Source organism: Novimethylophilus sp. (assembly GCF_036504375.1).
In the GTDB taxonomy this organism is placed as follows: domain Bacteria; phylum Pseudomonadota; class Gammaproteobacteria; order Burkholderiales; family Methylophilaceae; genus Novimethylophilus.
Window position 1 is genome coordinate 16,434 of the sequence record NZ_DASXVH010000081.1, and the last position, 20,581, is coordinate 37,014.

The 20,581-nt window shown below is 58.7% G+C and carries 18 protein-coding genes, 1 pseudogene and 1 CRISPR repeat array; of the genes and pseudogenes, 12 read left to right on the plus strand and 7 right to left on the minus strand.

Features of this window, described 5'->3' with window-relative positions; all coding sequences use genetic code 11:
• Window positions 1-42 precede the first annotated feature (42 nt).
• Both VGK14_RS11800 and VGK14_RS11805 read right to left on the minus strand, forming a co-directional pair.
• Window positions 43-2,445 carry an EAL domain-containing protein gene (locus VGK14_RS11800; protein WP_331509288.1) on the minus strand — a complete coding sequence of 801 codons (2,403 nt, stop codon included), beginning with the start codon at window positions 2,443-2,445 and terminating at the stop codon, window positions 43-45.
• Between the two features lie 384 nt (window positions 2,446-2,829).
• The gene (locus VGK14_RS11805) at window positions 2,830-3,201 is read right to left on the minus strand and encodes a hypothetical protein (RefSeq protein ID WP_331509289.1); all 372 of its coding nucleotides are present in this window, start codon (window positions 3,199-3,201) and stop codon (window positions 2,830-2,832) included.
• 108 nt (window positions 3,202-3,309) lie between these two features.
• Here VGK14_RS11805 and VGK14_RS11810 point away from each other — a divergent pair, with 108 nt between their 5' ends.
• The 4 genes from VGK14_RS11810 to VGK14_RS11825 all read left to right on the plus strand — a co-directional run bounded on the left by VGK14_RS11810 (window position 3,310) and on the right by VGK14_RS11825 (window position 8,953).
• Window positions 3,310-3,573, plus strand: a complete 264-nt coding sequence (locus tag VGK14_RS11810) for a hypothetical protein (RefSeq protein ID WP_331509290.1) — start codon at window positions 3,310-3,312, stop codon at window positions 3,571-3,573.
• Window positions 3,574-3,661: 88 nt separating this feature from the next.
• Window positions 3,662-6,220: a bifunctional aconitate hydratase 2/2-methylisocitrate dehydratase gene (acnB, locus tag VGK14_RS11815; RefSeq protein ID WP_331509291.1), complete on the plus strand. Its 2,559-nt coding sequence runs from the start codon at window positions 3,662-3,664 to the stop codon at window positions 6,218-6,220.
• A gap of 330 nt (window positions 6,221-6,550) precedes the next feature.
• Window positions 6,551-8,773: a bifunctional (p)ppGpp synthetase/guanosine-3',5'-bis(diphosphate) 3'-pyrophosphohydrolase gene (locus tag VGK14_RS11820; protein WP_331509292.1), complete on the plus strand. Its 2,223-nt coding sequence runs from the start codon at window positions 6,551-6,553 to the stop codon at window positions 8,771-8,773.
• A gap of 51 nt (window positions 8,774-8,824) precedes the next feature.
• A complete protein-coding gene (locus tag VGK14_RS11825) occupies window positions 8,825-8,953 on the plus strand; it encodes a hypothetical protein (RefSeq protein ID WP_331509293.1) in 129 nt (42 codons plus the stop codon).
• A 45-nt stretch (window positions 8,954-8,998) separates the two neighbouring features.
• Here the strand turns inward: VGK14_RS11825 and VGK14_RS11830 are convergent, their stop codons facing one another.
• Window positions 8,999-9,259 (minus strand): hypothetical protein, encoded by a 261-nt coding sequence (locus tag VGK14_RS11830; RefSeq protein WP_331509294.1) that lies wholly within the window; start codon window positions 9,257-9,259, stop codon window positions 8,999-9,001.
• Window positions 9,256-9,777 carry a superoxide dismutase [Cu-Zn] SodC gene (gene sodC, locus VGK14_RS11835; RefSeq protein WP_331509295.1) on the minus strand — a complete coding sequence of 174 codons (522 nt, stop codon included), beginning with the start codon at window positions 9,775-9,777 and terminating at the stop codon, window positions 9,256-9,258. The genes VGK14_RS11830 and sodC overlap by 4 nt, the downstream gene beginning before the upstream one ends.
• A gap of 124 nt (window positions 9,778-9,901) precedes the next feature.
• On the opposite strand from sodC, the gene VGK14_RS11840 reads away from it, so the two are divergent.
• The 8 genes and pseudogenes from VGK14_RS11840 (at window position 9,902) to VGK14_RS11870 (ending at window position 14,604) form a co-directional block, all read left to right on the plus strand.
• Window positions 9,902-10,234, plus strand: a complete 333-nt coding sequence (locus VGK14_RS11840) for an EF-hand domain-containing protein (RefSeq protein WP_331509296.1) — start codon at window positions 9,902-9,904, stop codon at window positions 10,232-10,234.
• Between the two features lie 120 nt (window positions 10,235-10,354).
• Window positions 10,355-11,254 (plus strand): cation diffusion facilitator family transporter, encoded by a 900-nt coding sequence (locus VGK14_RS11845; protein ID WP_331509297.1) that lies wholly within the window; start codon window positions 10,355-10,357, stop codon window positions 11,252-11,254.
• Window positions 11,255-11,462: 208 nt separating this feature from the next.
• On the plus strand, window positions 11,463-11,948 hold the full coding sequence (locus VGK14_RS11850) for a PIN domain-containing protein (RefSeq protein WP_331509298.1): 486 nt from the start codon (window positions 11,463-11,465) through the stop codon (window positions 11,946-11,948).
• Window positions 11,949-12,073: 125 nt separating this feature from the next.
• Complete coding sequence (gene earP / locus VGK14_RS11855; RefSeq protein WP_331509299.1) at window positions 12,074-13,195, plus strand: elongation factor P maturation arginine rhamnosyltransferase EarP; 1,122 nt, start codon at window positions 12,074-12,076, stop codon at window positions 13,193-13,195.
• A gap of 51 nt (window positions 13,196-13,246) precedes the next feature.
• The gene (efp, locus tag VGK14_RS11860) at window positions 13,247-13,804 is read left to right on the plus strand and encodes an elongation factor P (RefSeq protein WP_331509300.1); all 558 of its coding nucleotides are present in this window, start codon (window positions 13,247-13,249) and stop codon (window positions 13,802-13,804) included.
• A 229-nt stretch (window positions 13,805-14,033) separates the two neighbouring features.
• Window positions 14,034-14,153: pseudogene (locus VGK14_RS14670) on the plus strand (YlcI/YnfO family protein); the annotation flags it as partial.
• Between the two features lie 61 nt (window positions 14,154-14,214).
• Window positions 14,215-14,409, plus strand: a complete 195-nt coding sequence (locus tag VGK14_RS14675) for a DUF4258 domain-containing protein (protein ID WP_414691720.1) — start codon at window positions 14,215-14,217, stop codon at window positions 14,407-14,409.
• 6 nt (window positions 14,410-14,415) lie between these two features.
• Complete coding sequence (locus VGK14_RS11870) at window positions 14,416-14,604, plus strand: DUF2283 domain-containing protein (RefSeq protein ID WP_331509302.1); 189 nt, start codon at window positions 14,416-14,418, stop codon at window positions 14,602-14,604.
• A 125-nt stretch (window positions 14,605-14,729) separates the two neighbouring features.
• A CRISPR array of direct repeats spans window positions 14,730-15,570; the repeat unit is 37 nt; unit sequence GTTGTAGCTCCCTCTCTCACCCCGGATGAGCTACCAT.
• A 63-nt stretch (window positions 15,571-15,633) separates the two neighbouring features.
• Here VGK14_RS11870 and cas2 read toward each other — a convergent pair.
• The 3 genes from cas2 to cas9 are packed head-to-tail and all read right to left on the minus strand — an operon-like array spanning window position 15,634 to window position 20,310.
• A complete protein-coding gene (gene cas2 / locus VGK14_RS11875) occupies window positions 15,634-15,942 on the minus strand; it encodes a CRISPR-associated endonuclease Cas2 (protein WP_331509303.1) in 309 nt (102 codons plus the stop codon).
• Between the two features lie 26 nt (window positions 15,943-15,968).
• Window positions 15,969-16,901, minus strand: a complete 933-nt coding sequence (cas1, locus tag VGK14_RS11880; protein ID WP_331509304.1) for a type II CRISPR-associated endonuclease Cas1 — start codon at window positions 16,899-16,901, stop codon at window positions 15,969-15,971.
• The gene (gene cas9 / locus VGK14_RS11885) at window positions 16,888-20,310 is read right to left on the minus strand and encodes a type II CRISPR RNA-guided endonuclease Cas9 (protein WP_331509305.1); all 3,423 of its coding nucleotides are present in this window, start codon (window positions 20,308-20,310) and stop codon (window positions 16,888-16,890) included. Before cas9 ends, cas1 begins: the two co-directional genes overlap by 14 nt.
• Between the last annotated feature and the right edge of the window lie 271 nt (window positions 20,311-20,581).

Genomic DNA, 20,581 nt, shown 5'->3' on the forward strand with positions numbered 1-20,581 from the left:
TTCGTCTGCCGCGCGTCGAGGCGCAGTGAGTTGCCTCAACGCTCAACCGGTCGGTTTGCCGGGTTTTCCGGCTTTCTGTATGAACCATGTGACTTCTTTCGCCGGCAATGGCCGGCTGTAGAAATGGCCCTGTACCTCGTCGCACCCCTGATGCTCCAGGTATTCCGCCTGCTCCTGCGTTTCTACGCTCTCGGCAATGACCTTCAGATTCAGGCTGTGTCCCAGATGAATGACGGAGCGGACAATGGCAGCATCGTCGGAGTCGGCCGTCAGGTTGCACACGAAAGACTGGGCCACCTTGAGCTTGTCCACGGCGAAGCGTTTGAGGTGGGCCAGGCTGGAATAGCCGGTGCCGAAATCGTCTATCGATAGCCTGACGCCGATCTTTTTGAGCTTCTTGACGATTTCCAGGACGTATTCGATATCATGGATGAGGAGGGTCTCGGTCAGTTCCAGTTCCAGCCATGCGGGCTCAAGTCCCGACTCGTCCAGGATATTAACGACGGTTCCGACGATGCCGCTGCGTCGAAACTGCAACGCGGACAGGTTGACCGCGACCACGAACGGCTCAAGCCCGGCATCCTGCCACGCCCGGTTCTGGCGACATGCCTCGCGCAGCACCCATTCGCCTATCGATACGATCAGACCGCTATCCTCCGCTACCGAAATGAACTTCGAGGGCGGAACCAGGCCAAGCTCCGGGCTGTTCCAGCGGATCAGCGCCTCGACCCCGATCATTTGCCCGCTCGCCAGTTCAAACTGGGGCTGGTAATGCAGCACGAACTCATGATGTTTCAGCGCATGGTGCAGGCTGTTTTGCAACTGCGTCCGCTCCAGGGCATGGACATTTAACCGCTCGGTATAGAAACGGTAGGTGTTGCGCCCGCAATCCTTGGCGTGATACATGGCAGCATCCGCCAGCTTCAGCAGGGTTTCGGCGTTGGCGCCGTCATTCGGGTACAGGCTTATGCCTATGCTGGCCGAGATGTTGAGCACGCGATCCCTGATGGCAAAGGGATTGGCCAGATGGCCGAGTATTTTATGCGCCACAGGCGTGATCGTATCCACATTCTGCAAATCGGTGAGCAGGATCACGAACTCGTCGCCGCCGAGCCGGCTGATGGTGTCGGTATCCCTCACGCAGTTGCCGAGCCGTTCCGCCACGTCCTGCAGCAACCGGTCGCCGGTCTCGTGGCCCAAGGTGTCGTTGACGCTTTTAAACTGGTCAAGGTCGAGAAACAGCAGGGCGACGAGGGTGCCTTCGCGCGTTGCGGCGGCAACGGCCTGTTCGAGGCGGTCGCGCAGCAGGAGGCGGTTGGGCAGCCTGGTCAGCGGATCGTGGTAGGCCATGAACTCAAGCTGTTCTTCTGTTGCCTTGCGTTGCGTGATATCGGAAAAGGTGGCGATGTAATGTGTCGGCTTGCCATCCTGGTCATGCATCGTGCCGATGTCGAGCCATTTGGGGTAAATTTTGCCGTCCTTGCGGCAAGCCCGGATTTGGCCATGCCAGGATCCTTCCGTCCTGAGACGATGCCACATTGCCTGATAAAACTTCTTGCAGTGGCGGCTTGACGACAGAATGCGCGGATTCCTGCCGATGACTTCTTCGGCCGTATAGCCGGTGACTTCGGTAAAGAAGCGGTTTACCGAAAGGATATTGTTGTCGGCATCGGTAATCATGACAGCCTCATGGCCGTTGCCGCATGTTCCGTCCGGGAACTCGCGGTGCTCTCCGGCTGCGGCTTTCCCGGTCACGTCACGCCCCAGGATCACCAGTGACTTGCGGCTGCCGTCTTCATTAAACAGTGGCGATTTGACGACCTCAAGGATGCGCACCCTGCCGTCGCGGGCGTACACCTTTTTCGTCGAGTAGCTTGGCTGTCTGGTTTGCCAGGCGATTTCGTCGGAGGCGCTGCCGGTCCGGAAACCTTCCAGATTGCCGGGCGATGCCAATGCGGCCAGCTCCGTGTCGGTCTTGTATTGCCAGGGCTGGCCTGCGAGGCCGTAGAGGTCGATCCCCGCTTGGTTGAGCACCAGCCAGCGTCCGTTGCCGTCCTTGAGAGCGATCAAGTCGGAAAATGCGTCGATCAGCGTCAGGAAGCTCTCTTCGCAAAACCAGGACTTGCCGCTGGAAACCTTGCCGACGAAGCGATAGCCGCGGCCGTACTCGGTCTTGATGAGCGCGTCCGTCCCGGGACTGGCCTCGCGCAGGCGGGATTTGATGACCGAGACGCAACGCGCGATGCTTTCATCTGACGTGGGCGCTCCATTCCACACCACTTCGATCAATTCTTCCTTGGACACCAGCTCGTCGGCGCGTTGTACCAGCAGGGCCAGCACCGCCAGCTCCTTGGGATAGAGCGTCAGCTTCCTACCCTCATGAAAAACGCCATGATCGTTGTCAATATGGAACCCGTTGAAGCTTACCCGGAATTTTCTTTTCACAATGCCATTCTTTTTGCAATAAGGCTCTATCGGGATTCCACGGCAGGCCGGTTACACCGGGCGGCCGTGGGTCTGAGATTTATTGTCGCTAACATGGGCATTAGAATCTTTACTGAATTCTTATAGAAATTTCTGGCGGATTCGATACCTTTCACGGCACGGGGCGTGGAAACCTGCTTCATCAATCTGGTAGAGCCAGGCGACAAGGGGATCGTCTGTCGAAGCTGTCTTAAAAATTGCTGCGGAGGGCGCACTGAAGGGAGTGCCGGTGCGGCAGGGCAGTGGGCGCGGCACGAGCGGTGTATGGCTGAGCTTTCCGATGGTACGACGCAAAAAGAAAGCACCCGTGGGTGCTTTCTTTTGTTGCAGCGATCTTGACGGGGTTTACTTGACCACGACCACCTTGCTGACGAACAGCACCTTGGGGAAGGTACGCTTCAAGGTCTTGCTGTAGAAATTGTTCATCACGAAGCCGTCGTCGAAGCGGATCTGGTTGCCCTTTTTCACTGCCACCGTGGTGGAGGCGAGCCACAGGCTTTCCTTGGTCTTGTCCTGCGACACTTCGATATAGGTGTACTGATCGGTGTTGATGAAACTCAGCACCTTGCCTTTTTGCGGCAGCTGGCTGTCGGGAATGTCCTTGGCGGGGTGCAGCATGTCGGCAGCGGCGTCGGCCGACGGGTGGCCCGGCGGCAACTCGGCCAGGGCGGAAACGGAGAAAACGGCGGACGCAAGAAGAGCGAGCAGGGATTTCATTGAGGAATTTCCAGTAAAAAGATATTAAAGCCGGAATTATACTTGTGTTGACAGCCTGTGTGCAAAACTGATACCTAAACGGATCGTTAATTTCGAATGCGAGAGCTGATGCCCAAGCCGGTTTTTCCGCTGCTGATTTTGTGCCTGTTGCCGGCCATAGCCGTGGCCGATGCTGCACCGCCGGCACCCGGCGCGGAGGAGAATATTCGGGCGCTGGACGCAGATCATGACGGCCTGGTGACGGTGACCGAAATGCGCGCTTTTCTCGAAGCCCGCCATGGCAAGGACTATGAAAAAACGCTGCTGGACGAGATGGAAGAGAAAGCCGGCACCAAAAGCTGCGGCTCGCCGTTCAGCCGATCCTTTTACTGACGCGGTTTGCCGCCGCACCGCACGCGACGATATTTAACCGCTGATCCCGGCGGTATAATCAAATTTTTTCCGATGCCTTGTTAAACCCATGCTGAATTCCTATCGAGACCATGTCGCCGAGCGCGCCGCGCTTGGCTTGCCGCCGCTGCCGCTGACACCGGAACAAACCGCACAGCTGGTTGACCTGCTGAAAACCTCGCCTGCCGGAGAAGAGGCCATGCTGTTCGACCTGCTGGAAAACCGCATTCCCGCAGGCGTGGATCAGGCGGCTTACGTCAAGGCGGCTTTCCTGGCCGATGTCGCCAGGGGCATCGCGCACTCTCCGCTGGTGTCGCGCCGGCAGGCGGCGCAGCTGCTGGGCACGATGCTGGGCGGCTACAATGTGCCGGCGCTGGTGTCGCTGCTGGACACCGACTTGGCCAGCGAGGCGGTGGCTGCGCTGTCGCGCACCATCCTGATGTTCGACGCCTTCCACGATGTGGAAGAGAAAGCCCGCGCCGGCAATGCGGCGGCGCGGAAGCTGCTGCAATCCTGGGCCGATGCCGAATGGTTCACCTCGCGTCCGCCGCTGCCGCAAGCGATCCGGTGCGTGGTGTTCAAGGTGCCGGGCGAAACCAATACCGACGACCTGTCGCCCGCGCAGGAAGCCTGGTCGCGCCCGGATATTCCGCTGCACGCCAGGGCCATGCTGGTGTCCAAAATGCCGGACGGGCTGGCTGCCATCGCCAGGCTCAAGCAGCAGGGCCTGCCGCTGGCTTACGTGGGCGATATCGTCGGCACCGGCTCCTCGCGCAAATCCGCGATCAACTCGGTGCAATGGCACATGGGCGAGGATATCCCGCACATCCCCAACAAACGCAGCGCCGGCATCGTGCTGGGCGGCAAGATCGCGCCGATCTTCTTCAATACCGCCGAGGATTCCGGCGCGCTGCCGATCCAGTGCGACGTGGAGAAAATGGCTACCGGCGACGTGATCACCATCCACCCGTTCGCCGGTAAGGTTACCAATGCAGCCGGGGAAACCATCGGCACTTTCGAACTGACGCCGATCACGATGCCGGACGAAGTGCGTGCCGGCGGGCGTATTCCGCTGATCATCGGTCGCGGGTTGACCAACAGGGCGCGCGAGTCGTTGGGCCTGACGCCGTCCACACTGTTCATCCAGCCGCAGCCGCCCATGGACACCGGCCGCGGCTTTACGCTGGCGCAGAAGATGGTGGGCCGCGCCTGCGGCGTGACAGGCATCCGCCCCGGCACCTATTGCGAGCCCAAGATCACTACCGTCGGCTCGCAGGACACCACCGGCGCGATGACGCGCGACGAGTTGAAAGAACTGGCCTGCCTGGGCTTTTCCGCCGACCTGGTGATGCAAAGCTTCTGCCACACCGCGGCCTACCCCAAGCCGGTGGACATCAAACTGCAGCACACGCTGCCGGAATTCATGTCGAGCCGCGGCGGCGTCTCCCTGCGCCCCGGCGACGGCGTGATCCACTCCTGGCTCAATAGGATGTTATTACCGGATACCGTCGGCACCGGCGGCGATTCGCACACGCGCTTCCCCATCGGCATCTCGTTCCCCGCCGGCTCCGGCCTGGTGGCTTTCGCCGCAGCGATGGGCGCGATGCCGCTGGATATGCCGGAATCGGTGCTGGTGCGCTTCAAGGGCGAGATGCAGCCCGGCATCACGCTGCGCGACCTGGTCAACGCGATCCCCTTTGCTGCGATCCGGCAAGGCGCGCTCACGGTCGGCAAGCAGGGCAAGAAGAACGTGTTCAACGGCCGCATCCTGGAAATCGAAGGGCTGCCCGACCTCAAGGTGGAGCAGGCGTTCGAGTTTGCCGACGCTTCTGCTGAAAGATCGGCCAACGGCTGCACCGTGCGATTGAATAAGGAACCCGTGATCGAGTACTTGCGCTCCAATGTCGCGCTGCTGGAGAACATGATCGAGGGCGGCTATCAGGACGCCCGCACGCTGCGCAGGCGCATCGACAAGATCAACGCCTGGCTCGCGGCGCCGGAATTGCTGGAGCCGGATCGTGACGCCGAATACGCGCATGTGATCGAGATCGACCTCAACGAAATCAAGGAGCCGCTGGTGGCCTGTCCCAACGACCCCGACGACATCAAGCCGCTGTCGGCAGTGGTCGGCGACAGGATAGACGAAGTGTTCATCGGCAGCTGCATGACCAATATCGGCCATTACCGGGCGGCCGCTAATATCCTGGAAGACGCCGGCCTGATTCCGACCCGCCTGTGGATCGCGCCGCCGACGCGCATGGACGAAGCCGAACTGCGCGAGGAGGGCGCCTACGCGGTGTTCGGCCGCGCCGGCGCCAGAACCGAAGTGCCGGGGTGCAGCCTGTGCATGGGCAACCAGGCGCGCGTCGCCGACCGCGCGACGGTGTTCTCCACCAGTACGCGCAACTTCGACAACCGCATGGGCAAGGACGCCCGCGTCTATCTCGGCTCCGCCGAGTTGGCCGCGGTGTGCGCGCGCCTGGGCCGGATGCCGACGCCGGAGGAATACCTGGCGACGGTGGGCGACAAGCTTTCCAGGGACGCGGGCAATATCTATCGCTACCTCAACTTCGACCAGATGCCGGAGTATGTCAAAAAAGTGATCCCGATTACCGAAGTGGCGGCCTGACTCCGGGCAGCCCCCGATGAACTTTTACGCGACGGTCTGTTCTTACTGGAGCGTAGCTAGCCGCTACGGGGGCCGAAGTCCATAAGACGATGGCGTTTTGAGTGCTTTCGATAAGGAGGTACGACATGCTGTACGGAGTAATCGTCAGGACGCGTTGAGCCTGGGCGCGGGGGATGGAGTCTGGCGTCAGGCTTGATTCCCCGCGTTACGGTTAAAGCCGCAACCGTTGTCTATTCAATAATTCCGCAGCCATCCGGCTGGTTTCGCATCGTCGCTGTCATTGCCGCCATTCTTGTTTATATCCCACGCGCATTGATGCAATAATTCCCCATGGTTTCCGTCCGGCACAAACTGACCGCCTTATCCAGCAAGGACGGCAAAAGCATCCAGACCCTGCTCGATGCCGTGGCGCACCTCTACGCTCCCGCCGAAATCGACGAGATTCGCTCTGCCTGCGCGCTGGCCGAGCCGCTCTACGACGGCAAGCTCGAACTGACTGGTGCCCCGCTGTTGCAGCACGCGCTGGGAGCGGCTGCGATCCTGGTCGGCATGAACATGGATTCTGAAACGATCGCCGCCACCATCCTGCACGCGGTGCCCGAGTATCTGGATGACTGGGGCGAAGTGCTGGAAACAAGTTTTGGCCCCAATGTCAGGAGCCTGGTCGAAGGCATTTCGCGCATGGAGCAAATCCGGCAATTCAGCGAGATGCCCGGCCTGCACAAGAAAAAGAAGGAAAAAGGCGACGATGTCCAGCAGGTGGAAAGCCTGCGCAAGATGCTGCTGGCGATGGTGGAAGATATCCGCGTAGTGCTGATCAAGCTGGCCGAACGCACCCAGACCCTGCGCTGCCTGTCGGGCGCCGACGCCGAGCAGCAGAAGCTCATCGCGCAGGAAACCCATAGTATTTTCGCGCCGCTGGCCAACCGTCTCGGCGTATGGCAGATCAAGTGGGAGCTGGAAGACCTTTCCATGCGCTACCTGGAGCCGGATTTATACAGGAAAATCGCCCGGCTGCTGGACGAGCGCAGGATAGACCGCGAGCAATACATCGCGGACGTGATCGCCCGGTTAAAGCGGGAACTGCAAGGTGCCGGCATTGAGGCCGAAGTGACGGGCCGCCCCAAGCACATCCACAGCATCATCAACAAGATGAAGCGCAAGCGGGTGGATTTCAGCCAGCTCTACGACGTGCGCGCGGTGCGCATCCTGGTCGACGACGTCGGGGACTGCTATGCCGCCCTGGGGTTGGTGAACGACCTGTGGCAGCCCATTCCGGAAGAGTTCGACGATTATATCGCGCATCCCAAAAGCAACAGCTACCGTTCGCTGCATACCGCCGTCGCCGGCCCGCGCGGATTACCATTAGAAGTGCAGATCCGCACCTTTGAGATGCACCAGCATTCGGAACTGGGGGTCGCCGCCCACTGGCGCTACAAGGAAGGCGGCAAATCCGACGCCGGGTTCGACGAGAAAATTGCCTGGCTGCGCCAGATCCTGGAGTGGAAGGAAGAAGTGGCGGAGCGGGGCGAGATGCTGGCGCAGTTCAAGAGCGAATTGTTCCAGGATCAGGTTTACGTGCTCACACCGCAGGGCAAGGTCATCGATTTGCACAAAGGGGCGACCCCGGTGGATTTTGCCTATGCGTTGCATACCGACCTCGGGCACCGCACGCGGGGCGCCAAGGTGGACGGCAACATCGTGCCGCTCAGTTACAAGCTGCAGAACGGGCAGCGCGTGGAAATTCTCACGGCGAAACAGGGAGCCCCCAGCCGCGACTGGCTGAATCCGGCGCTGGGATACCTGCAAAGCGCGCGCGCCCGGGCCAAGGTGCGGCACTGGTTCAACCACCAGAACTTCGATGAAAACGTCGCTCATGGCCGGGCGCAGCTGGATCGCGAATTGCATCGGCTGGGCGTCGCTACCGTCAACCAGGAAAAAATCGCCCAGAAACTGCGCTTCCACAAAACCGAAGACTTTCTGGCGGCTTTCGGACGCGGCGACATCGCGCCGCGCCGCCTCGCGCTTGCCGTCCAGGAAGCCATGCCGGCCACCCCCGTGGAACTGCCCAAACCCGTCGCCCCCAAACCTGCGGCCGAACAGGCCTCCACCACGGGTATTCTGGTCGAAGGCATGGGCAACCTGATGACCAAGGTGGCAAAATGCTGTCAGCCGGTGCCGCCCGACCCGATCGTTGGCTATGTCACCTCCGGCCGGGGGATCACCATCCATCGCCAAAACTGCACGGCCATGCTGCGCCTGGCGGAAAACCGGCGCGACCGCATGCTGGGCGCCCGCTGGGCGAGCGGCAAGGGCGCCAACTTTGCGGTCAGGATCGAAGTGGAAAGCCACGACCGGCAGGGACTGCTGCGCGATATCGGCGACCTGTTCGTCAGGGAAAAGGTCAACGTCACCAGGATGAACAGCCTCAGCAAGAACCATCGGGCGCTGATGCGCTTCACGGTCGAACTGACGGATATGGATCAGCTGCCCCGCCTGCTTGCGCTGATCCCCGAGGTGCCCGGCGTCATTGCCGCGCGCCGGCACTATTAACGATGCGTCAGGCTCCGGTGTGGGTTAAAGGCCGGCGCGCGGCCGGGGGCGATGAACCCCGAAGACCTGCAACTGCAGGTGCCCCGCGTCATGCCTTCCGGCAAATACCAAGGCCGCCTGCTGGCGCTGGCGCAAGAGCTGGACCATAACGGCCTGTCGCCGCCGCTGGATCCGCAATAACCGGCTTGCTGGACATCGAGGTTGTTGCATCGCCGGAGGGAGAAATCAATGCAGATTCTCCGCCGCGGTCAGCACCACTTGATCGGCGACGAAGCTCACGTTGACATGATGCTTGTCGTCGCCCCAGGCGCAACTCCTGATGCTCAGCACTTCGCTGCATTTGGTCGGCGAGCCGAGGATGCTTTTCACTTCGTCGTAGTTCATGCCGGACTTGATCTTGCCGTAGTTCTCCAGCGTCAGGCGGTCGCAGGCGACCAGCATGGCCGCCAGGCCGATGACGCATAGCAGGCGGGCCGCAAATCTCATTCTATGACTCCGCAGGCAACGCGCGGTCCGCCGCCGCCCAGAGGCTTGGGGGCGTCGCTGTAATTGTCCCCGCCGGCATGAATCATCAATGCGCGGCCCTTGATGTCGGCAAGCTTAAGGTGTGGCGCCAGCAGCGCTTTGACGGCTTCGCCTTTTTCATTGACTTCCAGCGCTGGCAGGTCGCCCTGATGGCCTTCGCCTTGCGGGCCGGCATGCTTGCCGCTCTTGTGCGGGTCGTAATGGCCGCCGGCGGCGTGGCCGGCGGTTTGCTTGCCGTCCTTATCGGCGGTGCCACAGTTGGGCTTTTCGTGCACATGAAAGCCGTGCAGGCCGGGTGTAAGGCCGCCGAGATCGGGATCAAACGCCAGTCCGGTGGCGGTATCGCTCAATTTGACGGTGCCGATGATAGCGCCGACGCCTTCGTCGCCGATGGCATGGATGACGACGTACTGTTCGTCTGCCAGGGCGAATGTGGATGTTGCAAGCAGCGCTGCGATCAGAATGGGGCGGATGTTCATGGCAAGCTCCTGGATGGATACCGTTTGATTATAGAGCAGTCGTTGGGTCAACGGCGAAGCCTGCGCCGCGTTATGATGAGGTGCATTTCGCATATTTTCACCATATTTTCACGAGGGGATCGGTATGAACAAGCATATTGGCATGTTGTTAGGGATCGCATTGCTGCTGGCGATGCAAGGTGTCGCGTGGGCGGAGCATGAGAGGGACGGCGGCCACGAGAACATGATGGAGCAGGCGGACACCAATCACGACGGCAAGGTCAGCCACGATGAATTCAAGGCCGCCCACGAAAAGCGCATGGAAGAAATGTTCAAGAAACTGGACGCCAACGGCGACGGCTTTATCGACAAGGATGAAATGCGCAAGGGCCGCGAAATGATGCGCGAAAAGATGAAAGAACACATGCAGAAGCGAAAAGAGATACATGACCAAATGCAGGAACAGAAAACCAAGTAACGACCCGGATCGGTCGCCCCGGATGCCGCGCAAATCCGCCTGCTGGCGGATGACAATTTATGCGGTATCCGGGTTAATATGCCGGCTGCGAAGTATCTTCAGCCGGTATTTTTTGTTTTCATGACATCTGACATCCACTCCCACGACCTTCCCCACCGCCATCACGCCAGCGCGCACCTGAATTTATTCTGGCCGGTCGCGTTGACCCTGGGCTTTGCTTTCGTCGAGGCGGTCGGCGGCTGGCTGACCGGGTCGCTGGCATTGCTGGGCGATGCCGGGCATATGTTTTCCGATTCCGCCTCGCTGGGGCTGGCCTGGCTGGCTTCCTGGATAGCGCTGAGACCGCCTTCGCACAAGCACTCCTTTGGCCTGGCGCGGGTCGAGGTGATCGTCGCGCTGGTCAACGGGCTGCTCATGCTGGCGGTGGTGGCGGGGATCGTGATGGAGGCGACGCACCGGCTGACCCACCCGCAGCCGGTGGCGGGCGGCGAGGTGATGCTGATCGCGGTTATCGGCCTGCTGGTGAACATCATGGTGGCCTGGCAACTGCACCACGGGCACGCCAACATCAATTCGCGTGCGGCGCTATTGCACGTAATGGGCGACCTGCTGGGTTCGGTGGCTGCCATCACCGCCGGCGCGGTGATCTATTTCACTGGCTGGACGCGCATCGACCCGATTTTGTCCATGCTGATTTCAGCGCTGATTCTGGCATCCACCTTCAACTTGTTGCGCGAGGTGCTGCATGTGCTGATGGAAGGTGTACCGTTCAATCTCGACTTGCATGAGGTGGAAAGCGCGATGAGTCAGATGGATGGGGTTGCGTCGGTCCACGACGTGCATCTCTGGACACTGTCCTCCGGCGTCGTGGCGCTTTCCGCGCATGTGGTGCTGCACGATCTGCAGGGCTGGATGCATGTGCTGCCGGCGATGCGCGAAATGCTGAACGAACGCTACGGCATCAACCACGTCACGCTGCAGCCGGAAACTGAGCAGTGGCTGGCGGAGCGCGGCGCGTGAGGCTGCTTAAGGGCACCTCTGATCAGGCCGGACCAGCTGCGAATCCACCTCCAGGACTGCGTTTGGCAGGTTAACGGAATTCCCGAAAGCCGTTGCTTATCAAGCCCATTGAGGCGATTCTGGCACTATGTGTGCCATCGCACATAGTGCTTGCCTGATTTGTTGTATAGAATACCAGTAAGCTCCGACAGCCCCCGGGAGAATGGTCATGCAAACACACTATTTGTTTGTCGATTACGAGAACACCCAGCTTGGCAATCTCGGCCTGATCGGCGAGAGTTCGTGCCTGACCAAGATCAAGATTTTCCTGGGCCGCCATCAGAACATGATTCCTATCGCCCTGGCACGTGCGCTGCACGCATTCGGCGACGATGCCGAATATATCCAGGTCGACAGTGCGCGCCACAATGCGATCGAGTTCAACATCGCGTTCCAGCTGGGCGAACTTGCCACTCAACATCCGGATGCGCAGTTTTCCATTCTGTCGAATGATTCAGCCTTCAATGCCATCGTGGAGGGCCTGAAGTCGAAGGGCATTGCGTGCGCCCGCTACGCCGACATAGAAAGCCTGCTCGCGCATCCGGCAAGGCCGGCATCGGTCGTGTCGGATGCCTCTCAGGGAGACAAGGTGGTGGCCATTACGGAAAGCCTGAACAAGTCCAAGGGCATGCCGCCGCAACGCTCGGCGAAATAAACTTCTCTCTGTTGCGACCGGGCGTCGCCCGAATAAAATTCGGACCATTTCCGAGGCTTGAATGTTTTCTTGAATCGCCTGGATTTGAGTAAGATCCCTCCTGACCAATTCCTTTTACTACGTTTATGACCGCCCCTCGTACCTGGGACATTTTCTGCGCCGTGATCGACAATTACGGCGACATCGGCGTGTGCTGGCGGCTGGCGCGCCAGCTGGCGGCCGAATATCAGCTCACGGTGCGGCTGTGGGGGGATGATCTCGCCAGCCTGCAGCGTCTGTGCCCCGAGGTGCTGCCGGCGCTTGACCGGCAGACTTGCCGCGGCGTCGAAATCCGGCGCTGGGATAAATTATTTCCCGCTGTAGAGCCGGCAGAAGCGGTAATCGAAGCCTTCGCCTGCGAATTGCCGGCGAACTATGTCGCCGCGATGGCGGCGCAGAGCCTCAAGCCGGTGTGGATCAATCTGGAGTACCTGAGCGCTGAAGGCTGGGTCGTCGGCTGCCACGGCGGTGTGTCAAAGCATCCCGCGCTGCCGCTGACCAAGCATTTTTTCTTTCCCGGATTCGCCCCCGGCACCGGCGGCCTGCTGCGCGAGGCCGGGCTGGGGCAGGGCTTTGCTGCCGGCGCGTGGTGGGCCGGGCATGGCTTTTCCTTGCCGCAGCCGGACGAAGTGCGCATCTCGCTGTTCGGTTACGAAAACGCCGCTGTGCACGGGCTGCTGGACACATGGGCAGCCTCCGCAACGCCGATCACCTGCCTGCTGCCCGAGGGCCGCTTGCTGCCGCAGGTATCGGCCTGGGCCGGGCCGGGGCTGCTGCATCCCGGCGATTGCATTACTCGCGGCAACCTTGCGGTGCATGTGCTGCCTTTCCTCGAACAGGACGATTACGACCGGCTGTTGCAGGCTTGCGACATCAATTTCGTGCGCGGCGAAGACTCCTTCGTGCGGGCGCAGTGGGCGGCTAAACCGTTCGTCTGGCATATCTACCCGCAGCAGGATGATGCGCACCAGCCCAAGCTGGAGGCGTTTCTCGAGCTTTATTGCGCCGGCCTGTCGGCCCCGGCCGCAGGCGCTTTACGGGGTTTCTGGCGGGCCTGGAATAGTGGCGTGAATACGGGCGAAGCCTGGCCGGATTGGTGGCGGCAGCGGGCGGAACTGGAGCGCCATGCGCGCGGCTGGAAAGCGGCGCTCGCGGCGCAGCAAGACCTCGCGGCCAGGCTGGTAAATTTCTGTAAAAACAAGATATAATGCTCGACTTTTGGTTTTGCAACCTCTTTAGTTTTGCATTAGGAACGCATTATGAAAACTGCACAGGAACTCCGCGTAGGCAACGTGATCATGATCGGCAACGACCCGATGGTGGTGCAAAAGGCCGAATACAACAAATCCGGCCGCAACTCCGCGGTCGTCAAGATGAAATTCAAGAACCTGTTGACCGACGCGCCCAGCGAGTCCATCTACAAGGCCGACGACAAGTTTGAAGTGGTGGTGCTGGACAAGAAGGAATGCACTTATTCCTACTTCGCCGACCCGATGTACGTGTTCATGGACGCCGAGTTCAACCAGTACGAGGTCGAAGCCGAAAACATGGGCGAGGCGATCAACTACCTCGACGACGGCATGGCCTGCGAAATGGTGTTCTACAACGAAAAAGCCATCTCGGTCGACCTGCCGAACTCGGTCGTGCGCGAAGTGACCTACACCGAACCCGCCGTCAAGGGCGATACTTCCGGCAAGGTGATGAAGCCCGCCAAGATTTCCACCGGCTTCGAGCTGCCGGTGCCGCTGTTCGTTGCCACCGGCGACAAGATCGAAATCGATACCCGTACCGGCGAATACCGCAACCGCGTGAAGTAAGCCGTAGCGCAGGCGGCCTCGCCTGCATTGCGTTGAAAGGGCAGCCCAACCGGCTGCCCTTTTCATTTGCAAAACCGGATTTTGCTGTGGTTTCCCCTCCCGCCTCGGAAAGCTTACAATTCCCATTGATCAGTTGGGATAAGCTTCTTTAACGTTTTTCTTTTGCCATAGTGTGAAAATTTCCATCTTAGGGTGATGAAGCCGAGCGATTTTTTAAAGGAGCTACGTGATGGGAACCACTAGCAATTACGCTTTGCGTTTGCCGGCTTCACTCAAGCAATCTGTTGAGCGGGCCGCGCGGGATGATGGCACTTCGCTCAACCAGTTTATTGTAACCGCGATTGCCGAGAAACTGGCAGCGATCAAGACGGCGGATTATTTTCAGGAACGGGCAAAACGTGGCAATCTGGATGCAGAAGCGGAAGGTTTTAACGGAGTGGATCCAGCTTGCTCTGGACGAACCGGACACAACGAAACCAGATCCGGAGGATCCGCAGCTGATCCACGCATTGAAGGGAATCCCGGAAAGGGAATTCAAGGTATTGCGGGTGATCTACAATGAGACAACTGATCCGGTCACTGTGGTGACGGTGTTTTTTGAATAGGCGAAGATGATGAAAATTGAATTTGATCCAGTCGCGGATGCGCTCTATATCGAGTTGGTGGACGGCGAAGTGGATAAGACTACGGAGATCAGCCCCGGCGTGATGCTGGACTATGACGCGAGCGGTAATGTGCTGGGGATCGAGATGCTATATGTCAGTAAACGGGAGCGAGAGCCGTTGAAAAAAGCAGCGTAAGCAGTGATGGAAAGAAACGGGGCCGATTGGCCCCATTTCTTTTGAGAGGGCGCATCGGTTTTGCTAGCCTCGCGAAGCGAGAACGCTGGGGAGGGTGGCCCCTTTATGGGGCTGCCTGCCCCAGCGTTGTAGCTCCCTCTCTCACCCCGGATGAGCTACCATCGAGATCGCCAAGCTACAAGCTCGAAATGCGTTGTAGCTCCCTCTCTCACCCCGGATGAGCTACCATTCACCATACTGCTTTGCCCAAGCATCAAAGGTTGTAGCTCCCTCTCTCACCCCGGATGAGCTACCATGCGCGGTGTCATGCGTTGTGCTGACAGTTCGTTGTAGCTCCCTCTCTCACCCCGGATGAGCTACCATTCAGGCCACCCTGACCCTGACTCCAACCAAGTTGTAGCTCCCTCTCTCACCCCGGATGAGCTACCATGTACATGTTGGCGATGTTGCCCGCCCCTGCGTTGTAGCTCCCTCTCTCACCCCGGATGAGCTACCATTATTCATACCTGTTCATAACTTGCCCTATCGTTGTAGCTCCCTCTCTCACCCCGGATGAGCTACCATCCTGCAGCCTGTAGTAGTAAATGAAGCGATGTTGTAGCTCCCTCTCTCACCCCGGATGAGCTACCATCGAGGCGGCGTTATCCAGGGCGATATCTATGTTGTAGCTCCCTCTCTCACCCCGGATGAGCTACCATTCTCTTATCACCAGATGAGCACCATTGCAGGTTGTAGCTCCCTCTCTCACCCCGGATGAGCTACCATCATCGACCACGGCTCGGGCGATCTCGATGGGTTGTAGCTCCCTCTCTCACCCCGGATGAGCTACCATTATTGAACGAGGTGAAATGATGGTTGTCGTGTTGTAGCTCCCTCTCTCACCCCGGATGAGCTACCATCAGTAGTATGGCCGACAGGCAAGCTGCTAAGTTGTAGCTCCCTCTCTCACCCCGGATGAGCTACCATAGACCTCGCGCAAACGCCCGCCAGATGCGAATCTGGCGGGCGTCTTGCTCGAAAAATATCGTGTCAGAACAGCAGCATTTGGTCTGATTTGACGGCTTTTTCCTGAAAAAGCGGCAGGCCGACCAGCAGTTTCATGCTGGCGTATTGTTTTTCGGTGACGGCCAGGCAGCGAATTGATCCTTCCGGTGGCAGGTGATCCACCAGCCGTTTCATATGCTTTTCCAGCGCGTCGTTGCCGTTGAGCAGACGGCCATACACCGAGAACTGGATCATGTCATAGCCATCATTGATGAGAAAGCGGCGGAACAGGGTGTAAGCCCGGCGTTCAGCCTTGGTGACTACAGGGAGATCAAACAAAACCATTAGTCGCATGAATCGTCTGTTCTCCCCGCTCATGGTTAAAACTCTAAACGGTGCTGTTCCAAACCGATCAAAATGGGCAGTTCCAACAACGCGGCATTACCCCCATCGTAAATCCGTGCAAGACTTTCTACAGCCTGCTCAATGGCCGACAACACAGACATTTGTCCGCGTGGCATGGCGACATCTACATTGAGTAGGTTGACCAGAGTCACTTTGTCTTTGGGTTGCAATTCGTCATGGCCCAAGGCCACTTCCTGCGGGGCGTCGGGCGATGGCGTTATGTTCGCTACGCACAAATCCACCAGCGGGCGGAATGGTTCGATCAAATCGTCAGCCAAGTTGAAGGCATTTTGTTCGCTGGCGTGAAAGATACCTAAAGCAGGCAGCAAGCCATGCGCTACCAACCCGCGGGCGATGGCACCGCGCAGTACGGCGTAGCCATAGTCCAGCGCGGCATTGATGAAGCGTGCATGGTCGCGTCGAAACCCTTTGCCGAAAAGTTGCGGGAAATAAAAAGCCGCTGCTTGTCCTTCCAGATTGCCAGTGTCGCCAGAACGTACTCGCGTCTCATAGGATTCCAGCCTATCCGCGCCGTCGCGCTCGGTCAGGCGCAGGCATTCAGCTTGATTGGCGATCTTGCGCCGTACGATGGCGGCCCAGGTTTGTTTGGCAACCGGGCGCGGAAAATCTAGTTGCAGCCGTAGCCAGCGCGTAGCGCGGGAGTGCGGCAGGTAGGGCAGGAATACGCCGCTGGGATGATGCGTGTCGCCGGTGGCGAACAGGCTGATGCCGTATTCGCCGCAAGCGGAAAGCACCGGGTGGGTGAGCGTGATTTCGCGGTGGTTGAGCAGGATGACGGCGATATCTTCGAACGGTACAAAGGCGGTCTGATCCTGCTCAATGGCGAGGGAGTAATGTTCGCGGCGCAGCTTGGCCGGGCGTGAGATGACGATACTACGCCAGGTCACGACGATACTCCAGTGGGGCGGGGTAGATGTTGCCAAGAACATCTACGTTGAATCTTTCGACGTTCAGTGCAGTTTTGACGCCGATGCTCTCAATCATTCCAGCTTTGCCTATCTTCTGGTTTCGGTCATGTGCCCATATATTAATGGCGCCAGTTGAGCGATTACAGCTTGTGTAGTATCCGAGGTGGCCTTCTTTTTTCAACGTCACTCGCACCAAATCATTCGGATACAGCGAGAAGCAGAACAGAAAACTGTCATCAATCAGCGTCCATTCTTCCTCGTCCTTGAATGCGACAATCGCTCGATTCGGCAGCCCCGTCACCCGATGATGCACATAAACCGGTACCAGATGGAACTTGCCTGCCTTGGTAAACACATCCACGCGCAGCATCGTGTCGTTCTTGGCAACGCCGCCGCGAATGTGGATGCCGGAAAGTTTGTTGATCACCATGGTCACAGTACGCACGATGGGGCCTGTAGGGTTGCCGTTCTTGTCTGGTTTGCGGGGCAGGGCGCGCAGGCGCTCAATATCGGCCTTCTCGTCACCTGATAGCTCGCGCTTGGCCTCCTTCGCCGATTTTTCGATTTCTCTGGCGCGCTTCTCCCGCTCCTCGCGTTTTTCCGCCCATGTACGCAGGGCGGCATAGAGTTTTTCGTTGCGATGTGGGTCTATCAGCTTGTCCACGTCCGATGCTTTGAGGTCGGCCACCGCCACTTTCTGGGTAACGCCGCTTTGTGTTTTCAGGCGCTCCGGCTGGGCGTAGATGGTTTCCTTGTGCGCTGCGCCGCTGTTGCGCCGTTGCGGGGCGCGTGAGACAAACAGGGCATGCAAGGATTCCAGCGCTTCCGGCGGATAGCTGCCGAGTTGTTCGATTTCGGCACGCAGGGTTGCCGGGTTGTCTACGGAAAGCCGCGCCAGCAGTTCGTCGCGGAAGTGCGACCACGGCGCGGGGAAGTGTTGTTCCAGTTGGTCGAGCATGGCGGGATTCACGATTTCTCCGGTTCCCATGTCGATGAAGCCTTCGCGTACCTGTTCCAGTTCCTTGCGGCGGGAATAATCGGAGAGCCGCTTGACCATGCCATGGCTGCAAGCCGCGACCACGGCGGCATCCAACGCATGGTGGCGGTCGCTGTCGCTACGGACTTTGACCAGCCCCCAGCGGGTGCGCAGGAAGGCGGTCAATTGGCCGCTCACCACGACACAACGTTTGGCCTCACTGTCGCCAGACAGCTTGAGATAGCGCTCGACGTAGTTCTTGAAAAATCGGCAGATATAGCGAGTGTCGTTAAGGTTGCGGTCGCGGAAAGACTTGGCCTCGTCTTCGCCAAAGTCCTTCTTGAGCAATCGGTTGCGCTTGGCTTGGCGGTAAATTTTGTTCGATTCGACAAAGGCCACGAATTGCCGCCAGCGGTCGCTGTTTTCCTTGCCGACCAGATATTCAAAAGGCGTCATGTTGCCCTTGTTGCGGTTCTCTCGCGCTAGCACTAGAACCCTGTTGTTCTTGCTGTCATCGAAGCTGCGCGAGTAGGGCAGGGCGTGGTCGATTTCGACATAGCCCATTTCAAACAGGCGGTTGATATCCAGCGGTTCCAAAGAATAGGCGCATTTACCATGCTGCTCGCGGTATAGCTGCCATTTTTCAAAATCTCGGCCTTTCAGTTCGCCGGTCGTGTTGTATTCGGTGTTGAATGTGGCACGGTCTTTTTCGTTGCGATCACGGAATTCTTCTTGGGCTTTTTTGATGTCCCTGCGTTCATCGAATGGCTTCGACAAATCCCGCGCCATTTCAATATGCACCTCATGCGGCGAGCCGTAAACCTTGATGAGCGCATTGACCACCTTACGTGCCTGATTCAGCGCGCGCAGCACGACCGGGTTGCGTGGGATGTCCAAGTCCTCGTTGAATTTCAGGCGTCCGTTCTTATCGCGCCCGGCGTAGAATGGCGGCAGATATTTATGCTCGCCCGCGCCGACCTCATGCAACTGGCTGTGGTGGTAGCCAGCTTGCATGCAGGCTTCGTCGTAACGCAGCCCGGCATCCATGTGCGGCAGGATGTTGTACAGCGCCTTGAGCGAAAGATTGCTGAATTTGTCGAAGCGGACAGTGAGCAGCGCTTCCACCATCTTTGCCTTGTTCGGCAAATCGAGTTTGCCAAGCTCGCGTTCGACTTCCTCGTCTTCCTTGTAAACGGAAAGCACCTTGGCGATGTCGTCCAGCAATTGCGGCTGATCGTCCAGCGCGGCGACGGAGATTTTTTGCCATTCGGTTTCTAGCCCGGCCGCTTGCAGCGTTTTGCGCAACTCCTGCCAGCCGGGGAGTTTGACCAGTTTTTCGTCTTCCGGGTCTTTGGCTTTTTCCTCGGATTTTTGACGCTCACTCGGGTAAGAGAGACCGACAAAGCGGAATTCGTCAGACAAGCCTGCCTTGACCAGCGCCTTGCGGAGTTGTTTGTAGCTGAAGTCGCTGGCTTGGTTGTACGGCAAGGGCAGAGCAATGCGCCGCTCAATATCGGTGAGTGGGCGGATTTTGCCATCTACCACGATGCGCAGGTTGTTGAGGCGGGTCAGCCAGACATGGCGTTCGGCGGTAAAGCTGGCTTTAGGGGCGCGATATTCGTTCTTCTCGAACGTGCATTTCCCCAGCATGTTGAGCAAGTCCTGTCCGGATAGCGCGGGTTTCTGCGCCCAGAACAAGCCGCTTTTCTTGTTGCCGTTGCCGAGGATAGCGGCTTCGAGGTTTTCACCGGCATGCGGATTGCCAAATTTGCGTTGCTGCTCGAACAGCTTTTTCAGTTCCTCGGCAAGCAGGGTACGGGAAAGCGCTTTGCTGTAATCGCCGCGTTTGTTGCGTTGGGCTTCCGGGTATTCGGCCAGCACCATCTCGGCGGCGGTACGGTAGTTTTTCTCCAGCATCAGCTTCTTGGTGCCCGCAAGTCCTTTCTTTACCGCGCCGCCTTCCTTGTCCTCGTCGGCTTTCTTCTCCTCGGCCTTGCTCATCCAGTGGAAACCGCGATGCTTGCACAGGTGGTAGAGAACTCGCGCCCATTCCTCGGTTTCGAGCTTGTGATCAAGGGCTGTCACGCGCAGTTGCCAAGGCAGTGCGGCGGGCGTACCTTTGTTGGGAGATTGCTTGAGTAAATTGATATTACTAATGACGCCTTCGCGTTTGAGCAATCGGGCCAGCTTGGTAAGCCGCCACGCACGGCGACGCAGGCGGCGGCGCAGCAATCGTGCCTCGCGGCGGGCAAGATTGAGCGATTCGCCTTTATCGGCAGTTTCCGCCTTGTCGAAGCACCGCACACCAAGGTCGATGATGCGGTTGCTGCCCAGCACTGCCCAGCCAACCGAGGCGATGCCGATGTCCAAACCGAAAGTCAGCGGGCCAAGATTTTTGTTCTTGCTTGTCATGCCTGTTCTCCCTTATAGTCTTAACCGTTGTAGTTCATCCGGGGTGAGAGCCGTTGCTACAATAAAGAATCGTAAAGATTCTGTATCCAAGCCCAGCATTCGTGCTGGGCTTTCTCATTTCTTGATCAGCAATATAACTGAAAGGCACAACCTTTCAAGGGGTTATTGATGGTTTTCAGGATTTGGTAACCCAATACATGACGATTTTTGATCTCAACTGCCGCCTTTGTCCACGTCTCGCTACTTTTCTTGACGAGGTCAAAGCCGCAAA